This is a genomic window from Streptomyces sp. MK37H (assembly GCF_018035285.1).
Lineage (GTDB): Bacteria > Actinomycetota > Actinomycetes > Streptomycetales > Streptomycetaceae > Streptomyces > Streptomyces endocoffeicus.
The window spans coordinates 1-13,152 of record NZ_JAAAYH010000255.1; the positions used below are offsets into that span (position 1 = coordinate 1).

The following is a 13,152-nucleotide window of genomic DNA, read 5'->3' on the forward strand; positions in this document are numbered from 1 at the left end:
CGACCCCACCCCTCGTACGGTCGATCTGCCCACGTACGCCTTCCAGCACCAGCGCTACTGGATGAACGCCTCGGGCGCGACCGGTGACCCCAGCGGCTTCGGTCTGGTCGCCGCGGACCATCCGTTGCTGGGCGCCGCCGTGGAGCTGGCCGATGGGAGCACCCATCTGCTCACCGGGCGCATTGCGGCCGGCGGCGGTGACGGCTGGCTCGGCGAACACATCGTGGCGGAAGCTGCCCTGGTCCCGGGCGCGGCCCTGGTGGAGTGGGCGTTGCGAGCGGCCGACGAGGTCGGTTGTGGTGGGGTCGAGGAGCTGGCGCTGCAAGTGCCGTTGGTGCTGCCCGAGTCAGGCGGACTGCGCATCCAGGTGGCGGTGGGCGCCGTGGCGGAGGACGGGCGGCGCGATGTGCGGATCTACTCCCGTCCGGATGGCGAGGCCGAGTCGGGTGCCGATGTGGGCTGGGTGTGCCACGCCGAGGGGGTGCTGCGTCCGGCACCGGAAGGCGCGGACCGGTCGGCCGAGGGACTGGGGGGCACATGGCCTCCGGCGGGTGCGCAACCGGTTGATCTGGAGGGGTTCTACGAGCGCTCCGCGGCGGCGGGCTATGCGTACGGGCCATCGTTCCAGGGGCTGCGCGCCATGTGGCGGGACGGTGCGGACCTGCTGGCCGAGGTGGCGCTGCCCGAGGCGGCGGGCGACGCGGACGGGTTCGGCATTCACCCGGCGCTGCTCGACGCGGCCCTGCACCCCGCCCTCCTGCTCGACACGGAGTCCGAACAGGAGCGGGACGGCGGTCAGGTGTGGCTGCCGTTCGCCTGGAACGGGGTGTCGCTGTGGGCCGCTGGAGCGAGCACCGTACGCGTTCGGCTGTCCCCGCATCGGGACGGGGCCGAGGGCGAGCGCGGGCTGCGGCTGGTGGTGGCCGATGCCGTGGGCGACCCCGTTCTGACCGTCGACTCCCTGGTGACGCGACAGGCGGCCATGGAGCAATTGCGGGCCGGGGCGACGCGTGGTGCGGACGGTCTGTTCGTCCTCGACTGGACCCCACTGCCGCGGCCGACTCGGACCGACGAGCCGGTGGCCGATCGCGACAGCTGGGCGGTGCTGGCGGTCGAGGGTGCTGGCCCGGATCTGGAGGCGTTGCTCGCGAGGCTCGATGACGGGGAACCGGTCCCGGCCGTGGTGCTCGCCGAGTTCCCGCGCCCGGAAGCCGTTGCCGATGCCGACGTCGTGGCCGGCCTGGCGACTGCCGGTCTGGCGATGGCCCAACGGGCTCTGGCGCTGGTGCAGCAGTGGCTTGCCGAGCCCCGGCTGACCGACGCCCGGTTGGTCGTGGTGACGCGTGGCGCGGTCGCCGTTGCCGATGCCGAGGACGGTATGGATGTGGCCGCCGCCGCGCTCTGGGGTCTCCTGCGGAGCGCTCAGGCGGAGAACCCGGGGCGCTTCCTACTGCTCGATCTCGACCTCGACCCGGCGGCCGATGCGAGCGCGGACAACGTACGGGACGCCGTCGCGCGGGCAGTGGGCCTGGACGAGCCGCAGGTGGCCGTGCGGGATGGACGGGCGTGGGTGCCACGGGTGATCCGTGCCTCCGCCGACAGCGGTCCGGAGGGGCGGGGCGCCCCGGTGGCGCTCGACCCCGACGGCACCGTGTTGGTGACGGGGGGCACCGGCACCCTCGGCGGCCTGGTGGCCGAACATCTGGTGCGCACCTGGCAGGTCGGCCATCTGCTCCTGGTGAGCCGTCGCGGTCCGGACGCCCAGGGAGCCGGCGAACTGGCAGCTCATCTCGAAGAGTTGGGCGCGCGGGTGCGGATCGCCGCCGTGGACGTCAGGGACGAGTCGGCGGTGACCGAACTCGTGGCGGGGATCGACGCCGACCATCCGCTGACCGGTGTCATCCATGCCACGGGGCTGCTCGACGACGCGATGGTGACCTCCCAGACACCCGAGCGGCTGGCCCGGGTGTGGGCGGCCAAGGCGATGGGCGCGGCGCATCTGCACACCGCCACCGCCGACCTTCCGCTGTCCCTGTTCGCGATGTTCTCGTCGGCCGCCGGGGTCCTGGGCAGCCCGGGCCAGGCCAACTACGCGGCGGCCAACGCCTTCTGCGACGCCCTCGCCGCCCACCGTCAAGCCCATGGCCTCCCCGGGCTGTCGGTGGCCTGGGGCCTGTGGGCCCAGTCCAGCGAGCTGACCGGAAAGCTCGCCGCGACGGACCGGGCCCGGATGTCCCGCTCGGGCATCACCGCGATGTCCAGCGAGAAGGCGCTGGGCCTGCTCGATGCCGCCTGTGCGCAGGGCAGCTCCCTATGTGTCGCCGCCGCCGTCGACACGGCCGGGGTGGCTCGTCAGGATCTTCCGCCGGTGCTGCGGGGGTTGGTGTCCGGCCGGACCGTGCGCCGGATGGCGGCCGGTGAGACGGGGACGTCGGGGTTGGCTGCTGAGTTGGTGGGGTTGGATGCGGCTGGTCGGTTGGATGTGGTGGTGGAGGTGGTGCGGGGTGGTGTGGCGGTGGTGTTGGGGTTTGGTTCGTTGGGTGAGGTGCGGGTGGATGCGGCGTTCAAGGAGTTGGGTTTTGATTCGTTGACGGCGGTGGAGTTGCGTAATCGGTTGTCGGTGGTGACGGGGTTGCGGTTGCCGGCGACGTTGGTGTTCGACTATCCGACGCCTCGGGTGCTTGCGGAGTATCTGTGTACCCGGCTGACCGGTGAGATCGCCGGGACCCGCGCTCCCCTCGCCGCGAGGGCCGACGCGGACGAGCCGATCGCCATCGTCGCGATGACCTGCCGCTTCCCAGGCGGGGTCAGCTCCCCGGAGGAGCTCTGGGATCTGGTCGCCTCGGGCCGTGACGCCATCGGGGAGTTTCCGACCGGCCGGGGCTGGGACCTGGACGGGCTCTTTCACCCCGATCCCGACCACCCCGGCACCTCGTACGCGCGTAAAGGCGGGTTCCTGTATGACGCCGACGCGTTCGACGCGGCGTTCTTCGGGATCAATCCGCGGGAGGCGCTGGCCACCGATCCGCAGCAGCGGTTGCTGCTGGAGGCGTCGTGGGAGGTGCTGGAGCGGGCCGGGATCGACCCGGTGTCGTTGAAGGGGAGCCCGACCGGGGTCTACGCGGGCGTGATGTACCACGACTACGCGGCGGGGCTCAGCGGCGGCGACGCACGGCTGGAGGGCTACGCCATGCTGGCCAGCTCGGGCAGTGTGGTCTCGGGTCGGGTGGCGTACACACTGGGCTTCGAGGGTCCGGCGGTGACGGTGGACACCGCGTGTTCGTCGTCGTTGGTGGCGATGCATCTGGCGGCGCAGGCGTTGCGGCAGGGGGAGTGCACGCTGGCCCTGGCCGGTGGGGTGACGGTGATGGCCACCCCGGATGTGTTCACCGGTTTCTCCCGCCAGCGCGGCCTGGCCCCCGACGGCCGCTGCAAGCCTTTCGCAGCTGCGGCCGATGGCACCGGGTGGAGCGAGGGCGTGGGCGTTCTGCTGCTGGAACGGCTGTCGGACGCCCGCCGCAACGACCACGACGTCCTGGCCGTGATCCGTGGCTCCGCCGTCAACCAGGACGGCGCGTCCAACGGGCTCACCGCGCCCAACGGCCCCTCACAGCAGCGGGTGATTCGTCAGGCCCTGGCGAGCGCCGGGCTGTCGCCGTCGGATGTCGATGCGGTGGAGGCGCACGGCACGGGTACGACGCTGGGCGATCCGATCGAGGCGCAGGCACTCCTGGCCACCTACGGTCAGGATCGCCTCGCCGAGCAGCCGCTGCTGTTGGGCTCGATCAAGTCCAACATCGGCCATGCCCAGGCGGCGGCGGGTGTCGCGGGCGTCATCAAGATGGTGCAGGCGATCCGGCACCGAACGCTGCCCGCCTCCCTGCACATTGACGAGCCCACTCCCCATGTGGACTGGGAGAGCGGTGCGGTGCGGCTGCTGACCGAGGCGGTGGAGTGGCCGAACGATGAGCGACCGCGCCGGGCCGGTGTGTCCTCGTTCGGCGCCTCCGGTACCAACGCCCATCTCCTTCTTGAGCAGGCCCCCGAGTCGGTCGAACGCGTCACGACCGAGCCCGTGGCCTCCCCCGACCACCTGCGGGCCGTCCCATGGTTGCTGTCCGCGCGGAGCGCGAAGGCGCTGCGTGGCCAGGCCGCCGCGCTGGCCGAACGGATCGCCGGGCACTCGGAGATGTCGGCGGTCGACGTGGGCTGGTCACTCGCCACCGCTCGGTCGCTCTTCGAGCACCGGGCGGTGGTGTTGGGCGATGACCGCGCCGAGCTGCTGGCCGCCGTGGAGGCGCTGGCCACCGGTGAACCCCATCCGGGTCTGGTGGTTCCCGGCAGCGGAGCGGCGGCGGGCAAGACGGTGTGGCTCTTCAGCGGTCAGGGCAGCCAGCGTCAGGGGATGGGGGCCGGGCTGTCCGGCGTCCCGACCGCGAGCAGCCCCCGGTGCAGGTGCTCATGGCGGCGACGGCCGACTCGTCGACCCCGGGTCCAGGCGCGGCGGAGTTCGCGCTAGCGGGCGTACCCGCTGGGGTCGGCGGACCGCAGCTTCTCGGCTCGCTTCAGCGGGTCGTAGCCGGGGCCGACGCCATCGGCCAGGATCACATCGCCCTCGATGTGGTCGGTGCGCAGCGTCAGGATGTCCTGGTAGGCGGGCGACGCGTACCACTCGCGGGCGTCCGCCATCCCACCCGGGAACTCGATCAGCACCACACTGCCCGGCCACTCCCCCTCGACCACCTCCAGCGTGTCGCCATGGATGAGGAACCGGCCGTGGAAGGGGTCGAGGGTGGCCTGGATCCGCTCCAGGTACTCGATGACGTCGGGGTGCGGGCTGCGGCCGTGCAGATGCGCGAGCGCGTAGGCGGCGGACATGGCTCCTCCAGGTGCTCCAGGCATATCGGCGGACACGGATCAGCCTGCCGCGCCCCGCCGGGAGCGTCGATTACCCGTGAGGTCATGGCGGCGGCTACCCCCGAGGTCATGGCCGCGGCCCCTGGCCTCAGTCGAAGATGCCCAGGTCCTCCCGCATGATCCGGCGCATCGCCGACAGCCGGGGCTCGGCCTCCTTCAGCTCCAGCAGCGCGCCCGCCGCCGTCTCGCCGTCGTACCGCAGGCCGCGGTCGATCCGTTTGGCCATCGCGTCGATCCCGGCGAGCACCGTATTGAGGTCACGGGACGCTTCCAGGACCCGTTCGGGGACGATCATCTGCGCCTCGGCGTAACGGTCCCGGTAGTCGCGGCGGGCCTCCTCCAGCCGGACACGGTCCTCGTCCGCGTACACGTCGTCGCGGATCCGGTGCGGCGCGTCCTTGAGGAGGGTGTGGAACTGCCGGGAGGCGCGGTTCATCGCGGTGTAGGCGGCCCGGCGCTCCTCGAAGCGGTGCCGCCGGTCCTCGGTGAGCGCGTCCTCTCTCCGCTGACGTGCCGTCATGCGCTGCTGGAGGAGGGGTGCGAAGAGGGTGCCGAGGATGCCGACGACGGCGGTGATCATGGCGGCTATGACGGTGGACATCGGGCGAGCCCAGCCGCGCCCCCTTCCGGTGGTCTCCGCCGTCTCCACAGGGTTTTCCACAGGCGGGGCCGGGCCCTTTCCGAAACCCAGGCGATCAGAACTAATGTGCTGTTTCATGCACACCTCGCCCTCCGACGTGCCCGCCGACAGCGCCGACCGTGCCGACCGTGCCGATGACGTTCTCGCCCTCGCCCGGCTGGCCACCCGGCGCGGGGCGGTACGGGAGATGCTCGGCTGGCTGGCCCGGCGGACCGGGGGCCCGGCCCTGCTGGTCGGGGACACGGGGCGGGTGCTGGCCGGGCCGGGCGGGGAGCACGACCCGGCGGCGGCGCGGCTCGCCGTCGGCGCCGCCGCCGAAGCCGCCGTCGAGCTGCACCGGCGTGGGGCGGCCTCCGCCGTGCTGGGCGGGGGCGAGGGGCCCCCGGTGCATCTGATCGCGCTCGACACCGGCCCCAGGACGTATCTCGCCGTCGTCGGGCCGGACGATCCGCACTGCGGAACGCTGCTCGCCGACGCAGCCCGCACCCTCGCCCTGTGCTGGCGGCTGGAGCAGTCCGAGCGGGCGCGGCGGCGGATCGAGTCGGCCGAGGAGCACAGCCGGGAGGCGGTGCTGCATCTGCTGATGGTGGGCAGCGTGCCCGCCGCGCAGCGGATCGCCGGGGCGCTGCGGCCGGCGCTGCCCGCGGTGGTGCAGATGTATGTGATCGAGTGTCCGCACGCCCGGCGGCGCGAGATCGTCCGGCGGATCGACCGCGAGGCCGGGGGCGGGGCGTGGATCGTGCCGTGTCCGGTGCGCCCGAACCACGTGCTCGCGCTCGTACCGCCCGAGCCGGGCCCGGGCCCGGGCGCGCAGGGAGGCCCGGCACCACTGGATCTGCTGATCGCCCGGCTGGTGCCCGAGTGCCGGGTCGGGGTGAGCGCGGCGGTCGCGCTGCGGGACACGCCGACCGCGTACGAGCAGGCCATCCACGCGCTGGCGGTGGCCCGTAACGCGCCCGAGCGTCGCGCGGGCTTCGGCGGCGATGTGGATGTGACCGTCCTGGCGGGCCCTGAGGGCTATGTGTGGGCGAGCGAGCTTCTGGCGCCCTGTCTGCGGTACGCACCGGCCCGCCGCGCCGACCCGGGCCCGCAGGAGCTGCTGGGCACGCTCGGGTCGTGGCTCAGCTTCGGCGGGGCGGCCAGCCGTCATCTGAAGATCCACCGCAATACGCTCGCGGCGCGGATGCGCCATCTGGACGAGCTGCTGGGCGTGGAGGTCAGCCGCAGCCTGGCCGCGCAGTCGGCCGCGTGGCTGGCGCTGCGGCTGCACACGGCGCCCCAGGCCGCGGCGGCCCGCGCCCAGGCCTCGCCGGGGCACACCGCCACGCTGGACGCGGTGCTGGGCACCCCCGCCGCCGGGGCCTGGGCCCGGGCCCAGCTGCGCCCCCTGGAGCAGGCCGGTCCGACGGCCGGCCTGGAGACCATACGCACCTGGCTACGCGCCGACGCCCGCCTCCCCGCCGCGGCCACCGCCCTTGGCATCTCCCTCCCGGGCGCCCGCAAGCGCCTGACCAGGGCGGAGGACGTCCTGGGCCGCTCCCTGCTGACCGCGCCGAGCGCGAAGTACGAACTTTGGCTCGCCATGCGAGCCCTGGGCTCGCTCTGAGCCCGGCCGCCCTCGGAATCGGGCACCCCGCGGCCGAGGTCGCATGCGAGAGCTGCGACGCCACCGGGACCGCCGCGAGCCGGGTGCGGCGCCGGAGCAGGCGCCGAGCTCGCTCAGAGACAGGGCCCGGCAGCCGGGCTCGGGTTCCGAGAAGCGCGGCGCCACCAGGCCGCCACCGAGCCGGGTCCGGTGCCGGAGTGGGCACTGGGCTCGCTCCGAGCCCAGGCACCCACGATCGGAGGCACCGCCGGGAACCGCCACCGACCGGGGGCGGCGTGGGCGCGTCCACCGTTCGCCGTCGTACTCACCGTTCACCAGAGCACTCACCGTTCGAAGGGGAACCGCCCGGCGCGCTCACTGTGCACATCGTTCCTCGCCGCGGGTGCCGCGGGGGCCTATTGTCCTGGACAAGCCACAACGGGCCGCGCCGAGCCCCGCCTCTCGCCGAGGGCTGAGTGCGCGCTCCCCCACCCGCACGGCACCGCACCCGGCCACCCCGCCGGGCTCATGAACCGGGGCCGGCCGCCGCGCGACGACGGGGGTGTCGCGCGCGGCCCGCCCCTGTCCCCGTGGAAACCGGCACAGGCAGGCCCACCCATTCGAGGGAATGAGCTTGCCTTACAAGAGTGCGCTTTTACAAGCAGCTGCTTATACTCGCTCGTGACGTGGTCAATCAACATCCATGACGAGGTGGCCGCCTGGTTCCTCGCCCTATGTGCTCACGATCCGTACTCGGCCGACTCGGTGGAGCAGGCCATCGAGCTGCTGGCGGACATAGGACCGAGCCTCGGCCGTCCCATGGCCGATGTGATCCACGGCAGCTCGATGAAGAACCTCAAGGAGTTACGCCCGGGCTCGGCGGGCCGGACCGAAATCCGCATCCTCTTCGTCTTCGACCCCGACCGGGAGTGCATCCTCCTCGTGGCGGGCGACAAGGCGGGCAACTGGCGGCGCTGGTACGACACCGCCGTCCCACTCGCCGAGGAGCGCTACCAGGAGTACCTCGACCGCAAGGAGAAGGCGGCGGAATGAACGGTTTCATCTCGTGGGACGAGGTCAAGAGGAGCGGCGAGCGGGTCCGCCGCGAGGCCCACCCCGAGGTGGGCGACGCGGAGTGGGCGGCGCGGAAGGAGGCGGCGCGTCTGGCGCAGGAGGCCCACCTCCTGGGCCATCACCTACAGCGGCTGCGGAGGGAGCGGGGTCTCACCCAGCGGCAGGCCGCCGCCCAGCTCGGTATCACCCAAGCCCGCGTCTCCCAGCTGGAGCAGGGCAAGTCAGTGGACCTCACGGCGATGCGCGCCTATGCGCAGGCGCTGGGGGCGCGGCTGACCCTGGTGCTCGAAATCGACGATCAACAGATCCGCATCGCCTGAGCCCGATCGCCATCACGCCCCCAGGATCATCCTCACGACCCCAGGATCGACGTCAGGAACTCCCCGGTCCACGCCAGCAGCTCCCGCCCCACCAGCGGCTTTCCGCCGATGCGGGCGGTGGCGGGGCGGGGCACCAGGACCTGCTTGGTGGCGGGCTTGATGACCGAGCGCTGGTAGAGGCGCTTGAGGCGCAGCTCCTGGGATTCGCGGAGCTCCACCGGGGAGAAGCGGATGTTGGAGCCCTGGAGGGTGATGTCGGTGACGCCGCAGGCGCGGGCCAGCAGGCGCAGGCCGGCGACCAGGAGGAGGTTCTCCACCGGCTCGGGGAGCTTGCCGTAGCGGTCGGTGAGCTCCTCGCGGACGGCGCGGATGTCTTCCTCGCTGTTGGCGGAGGCGATCGCCCGGTACGCCTGGAGGCGCAGCCGCTCGCCGGGGGCGTAGTCGTGCGGGACGTGCGCGTCGACCGGAAGCTCGATCTTGACCTCCAGCGGCGCCTCCACGGGCTCGCCCTCGCCCGCCTCGATCGAGGCCCGGTAGTCGGCGACGGCCTCGCCGACCATCCGGACGTAGAGGTCGAAGCCGACGCCCGCGATATGGCCGGACTGCTCGCCGCCGAGCAGATTGCCCGCGCCGCGGATCTCCAGGTCCTTCATCGCCACATACATGCCCGCGCCCATCTCGGTGTGCTGGGCGATCGTGGCCAGCCGCTCATGGGCGGTCTCCGTGAGCGGCTTCTCGGGCGGGTAGAGGAAGTACGCGTAACCGCGCTCGCGCCCTCGCCCGACCCGGCCGCGCAGCTGGTGCAGCTGGGAGAGGCCGAAGTTGTCGCCGCGCTCGACGATCAGGGTGTTGGCGTTGGAGATGTCGATCCCGGACTCGACGATGGTCGTGGAGACCAGGACGTCGAACTTCTTCTCCCAGAAGTCGACCACGACCTGCTCCAGCGCGCTCTCCGACATCTGCCCGTGGGCGGTGGCGATCCGCGCCTCGGGGACGATCTCGCGCAGCCTGGCGGCGGCCCGGTCGATCGACTCCACCCGGTTGTGGATGTAGAAGACCTGGCCCTCGCGGAGCAGCTCGCGCCGGATCGCCGCGCCGATCTGCTTCTGCTCGTACGGGCCGACGAAGGTCAGCACCGGATGGCGCTCCTCCGGCGGGGTGGTGATCGTGGACATCTCGCGAATGCCGGTGACCGCCATCTCCAGGGTGCGCGGGATGGGCGTGGCGGACATGGTCAGCACGTCCACATTGGCGCGGAGCTTCTTCAGCTGCTCCTTGTGCTCGACGCCGAAGCGCTGCTCCTCGTCCACGATGACCAGGCCCAGGTCCTTGAACTTGGTTTCGGAGGAGAAGAGCCGGTGGGTGCCGATGACGATGTCGACCGAGCCGTCCCGCAGCCCCTCCAGCACCGCCTTGGCCTGGGTGTCGGTCTGGAAGCGGGAAAGCGCCCTGACGTTGACGGGGAACTGGCCGTACCGCTCGCCGAAGGTGCCGAAGTGCTGCTGCACCAGCAGGGTCGTGGGCACCAGCACCGCCACCTGCTTGCCGTCCTGGACCGCCTTAAAGGCGGCGCGGACCGCGATCTCGGTCTTGCCGTAGCCGACGTCGCCGCAGATCAGCCGGTCCATCGGAACCGACTTCTCCATGTCCTCCTTGACCTCGGCGATGGTGGTGAGCTGGTCGGGGGTCTCCGCGTACGGGAACGCGTCCTCCAGCTCGCGCTGCCAGGGGGTGTCCGCGCCGAAGGCGTGGCCGGGCGCCGCCATCCGGGCCGAGTAGAGCTTGATCAGGTCGGCGGCGATCTCCTTGACGGCCTTCTTGGCACGCGCCTTGGTCTTGGTCCAGTCGGCGCCGCCGAGCCGGTGCAGGGTCGGCGCCTCGCCGCCCACGTACTTGGTGACCTGCTCCAGCTGGTCGGTGGGGACGAAGAGCCGGTCGCCGGGCTGGCCGCGCTTGGCCGGGGCGTACTCCACCACCAGATACTCGCGGGTGGCGCCCTGGACGGTGCGCTGCACCATCTCGATGTAGCGGCCCACGCCGTGCTGCTCGTGGACGATGAAGTCGCCCGCCTCGAGGGTGAGCGGATCGATCGTCTTACGGCGGCGCGCGGGCATCCGCGCCCCGTCCTTGCCCGCGGCCTTCTGCCCGGACAGATCGGTCTCGGTCAGCACGGCCAGCTTCAGGGCCGGGTCGATGAAGCCGTAGTCGATCGAACCGCAGGCCACATGCACCACGGACGGCTTGATCTCGGTGAGGTCGCCGTCCAGCCGGGCCGCGATCCCCTCGCCGCCGAGCACCTCGACGGTGCGGGAGGCGGGGCCGTGGCCCTCGGTCACATAGACCGTGCGCCAGCCGTCGGCGAGCCAGCCCTTGGTGTCGGCCAGCGCCCGGGCGGTGTCGCCGCGGTAGCTCTCGGTGGCGTGCATGCCGAGCTTGACGGTGTCGCCCGCCGCGTCAGCGGCAAGTGTCTGCGTCAGCTCCTCGTCGGCCGCGAAGGGGCTCACCGACCACCACATCATGCCCAGCTCACGGGCGTGGTCGCGGACGTCCGCGATGCTCCACAGGGAGGCCGCGCCGACGTCGATCGGGGCCTCGCCTCCCCCGGCGGTGGCCGCCCAGGACGCCTGGAGGAACTCCTGGCTGGTGGCCACCAGGTCCGCCGCCCGGGTGCGCACCCGCTCCGGCTCGCAGACGACCGTCATGCTGCCCGTCGGGAGGACGTCCAGCAGCAGCTCCATGTCGTCCACCAGGACGGGGGCCAGGGACTCCATGCCCTCGACCGCGATCCCCTCGGCGATCTTGCCGAGCAGCTCGCCCAGCTCGGGATGGGCCTCGGCGAGGGCCGCGGCCCGCTCCCGTACGTCGTCGGTCAGCAGCAGCTCCCGGCAGGGCGGCGCCCACAGCCCGTGCTCGGCGACCTCGAGCGACCGCTGATCAGCCACCTTGAAGTAGCGGATCTCCTCGATGTCGTCGCCCCAGAACTCGATCCGGAGCGGATGCTCCTCGGTCGGCGGGAAGACGTCCAGGATGCCGCCGCGCACGGCGAACTCGCCGCGCTTCTCGACCAGTTCGACCCGGGAGTACGCGGCGGCCACGAGCCCGTCCACGATCTCCTCCAGATCGGCGGTCTGCCCGGCCCGCAGACTCACCGGCTCCAGGTCACCGAGCCCCTTGACCTGCGGCTGGAGCACGGACCGCACGGGCGCGACGACGACCGAGACGGGACCGGCCGCCGGGTCGTCCGGGCTCGGATGGGCCAGCCTGCGCAGCACCGCGAGGCGCCGCCCGACCGTGTCCGAGCGCGGGGAGAGCCGCTCGTGCGGCAGCGTCTCCCAGGACGGGTACTCCACCACCCCGTCCGGCGGCAGCAGCGAGCGCAGCGCCGCCGCGAGGTCCTCCGCCTCCCGGCCGGTGGCCGTCATCGCGAGCACGGGACGGCCCGAGGAGCGCGCCAGCGCGGCGATGGCGAACGGACGGGCGGCGGGCGGGCCGACCAGATCGACGTGGGGGCGATGGCCGTCGGCGGCGCCGCGCACCGCCTCGGCGAGCGCGGGGTCCCTTACGACGGCGTCGAGCAGACCGGTGAGGCTCATAAAGGGGTATTCCATCCCGGAGGCGGACAACGCGAATGACCCGACACGTGCCACGGGCCGGGGGTCTTCCAGAGTACGGCCACCCGCGGACAGCCACGCCGGGTCCGGCCGTGGCCCCGCCGGAACCGCCTGTGCCCCGGCCGGGTGCGCCCAGTACTGACCGCCCGGCGGGACCCGGTGTCCCCGGCCGTCCGCGCCCGCGGCGGCCCATGACGCCAGGCGGCCGTCCGGCCCGTGACGCCAGGCGGCCGTCTGGCCCATCACGACGGGCGGCCGGACACGCCCTGTGATCACACTGATGCACATGGCAGAGCGAGACCCGCGCCCGTCGTCCACCAGGACGAGTACCCGGCCCCGAGCCCCCAAGCCGGCCGAGGCGGCCCGGCACGCGTGCGAACAGCTCGCCTCACTGATCGTCCATGAGCCCGAGGGCGTCAGCGGGGTGGCCCGTCACGAGGACGGCTGGCTCGTCAGCGTGGACGTCCTCGAGGTCGCCCGGATTCCCGACACCACCAGCCTGCTGGCCACGTACGAGGTGCGCATCGACGAGCGGGGCGAGCTCCAGGAATACCGGAGGGTCCGCCGCTACCGGCGCGGTGCGGCCGACGACTGCTGAGACGACAGCCGAAAGGACGCCCCGAGATGCCCACTGGCACTTACACGGAAGAGGTCGTCTGCGTCCAGCGGACCGGCACCCTCTACGACTGCCTGGAACTCATCCTCGACCGGGGCATGGTGATCGACGTCTTCATCCGGGTCTCCCTCGTCGGTATCGAGATCCTGAAGATCGACGCCCGGATCGTCGTCGCCAGCGTGGACACCTACCTCCGCTTCGCCGAGGCCTGCAACCGCGTGGACCTCGAGTTCGACCGCAGCAAGACCGTTCCGGAACTGCTGGGCGGGATGGCGGGCGGCGGCGGGAGCCCGGCCGGGCGGATGGCCACGGGCCTCGGCAAGAAGAAGGCCAAGAAGGCGGTGGCGGGCGTGGGCGAGAAGGTCAAGCGGGCCGTCGGGGCCGATGAC

The 13,152-nt window shown here is 72.4% G+C and carries 9 protein-coding genes; 6 read left to right on the top strand and 3 right to left on the bottom strand.

Going from position 1 to position 13,152, the window contains the following annotated elements:
* Nucleotides 1-4,519 (top strand): type I polyketide synthase (locus tag GWI24_RS46380; RefSeq protein WP_281790792.1); only part of this gene is annotated, 4,519 nt, incomplete at its 5' end.
* Here the strand turns inward: GWI24_RS46380 and GWI24_RS29105 are convergent.
* Together GWI24_RS29105 and GWI24_RS29110 are read right to left on the bottom strand one after the other, a co-directional pair.
* Complete coding sequence (locus GWI24_RS29105) at nucleotides 4,516-4,878, bottom strand: DUF1330 domain-containing protein (protein WP_210948865.1); 363 nt, start codon at nucleotides 4,876-4,878, stop codon at nucleotides 4,516-4,518. The genes GWI24_RS46380 and GWI24_RS29105 overlap by 4 nt on opposite strands.
* A gap of 127 nt (nucleotides 4,879-5,005) precedes the next feature.
* Complete coding sequence (locus GWI24_RS29110; RefSeq protein WP_210948866.1) at nucleotides 5,006-5,518, bottom strand: hypothetical protein; 513 nt, start codon at nucleotides 5,516-5,518, stop codon at nucleotides 5,006-5,008.
* Nucleotides 5,519-5,633: 115 nt separating this feature from the next.
* Between GWI24_RS29110 and GWI24_RS29115 the strand changes: the two genes are divergently transcribed.
* The 3 genes from GWI24_RS29115 (at nucleotide 5,634) to GWI24_RS29125 (ending at nucleotide 8,536) form a co-directional block, all read left to right on the top strand.
* Nucleotides 5,634-7,163: a CdaR family transcriptional regulator gene (locus GWI24_RS29115; RefSeq protein ID WP_210948867.1), complete on the top strand. Its 1,530-nt coding sequence runs from the start codon at nucleotides 5,634-5,636 to the stop codon at nucleotides 7,161-7,163.
* A 660-nt stretch (nucleotides 7,164-7,823) separates the two neighbouring features.
* A complete protein-coding gene (locus GWI24_RS29120; RefSeq protein WP_374103353.1) occupies nucleotides 7,824-8,195 on the top strand; it encodes a type II toxin-antitoxin system RelE/ParE family toxin in 372 nt (123 codons plus the stop codon).
* Nucleotides 8,192-8,536, top strand: a complete 345-nt coding sequence (locus GWI24_RS29125; protein WP_210948868.1) for a helix-turn-helix domain-containing protein — start codon at nucleotides 8,192-8,194, stop codon at nucleotides 8,534-8,536. The genes GWI24_RS29120 and GWI24_RS29125 overlap by 4 nt, the downstream gene beginning before the upstream one ends.
* Before the next feature lie 32 nt (nucleotides 8,537-8,568).
* Here GWI24_RS29125 and mfd read toward each other — a convergent pair whose 3' ends face one another.
* Nucleotides 8,569-12,129: a transcription-repair coupling factor gene (gene mfd, locus GWI24_RS29130; protein ID WP_210948869.1), complete on the bottom strand. Its 3,561-nt coding sequence runs from the start codon at nucleotides 12,127-12,129 to the stop codon at nucleotides 8,569-8,571.
* Nucleotides 12,130-12,433: 304 nt separating this feature from the next.
* On the opposite strand from mfd, the gene GWI24_RS29135 reads away from it, so the two are divergent.
* Together GWI24_RS29135 and gvpJ are read left to right on the top strand one after the other, a co-directional pair.
* Complete coding sequence (locus GWI24_RS29135; RefSeq protein WP_210948870.1) at nucleotides 12,434-12,745, top strand: gas vesicle protein; 312 nt, start codon at nucleotides 12,434-12,436, stop codon at nucleotides 12,743-12,745.
* 26 nt (nucleotides 12,746-12,771) lie between these two features.
* On the top strand, nucleotides 12,772-13,152 hold a 381-nt coding region (gene gvpJ, locus GWI24_RS29140), incomplete at its 3' end, for a gas vesicle protein GvpJ (RefSeq protein WP_210948871.1).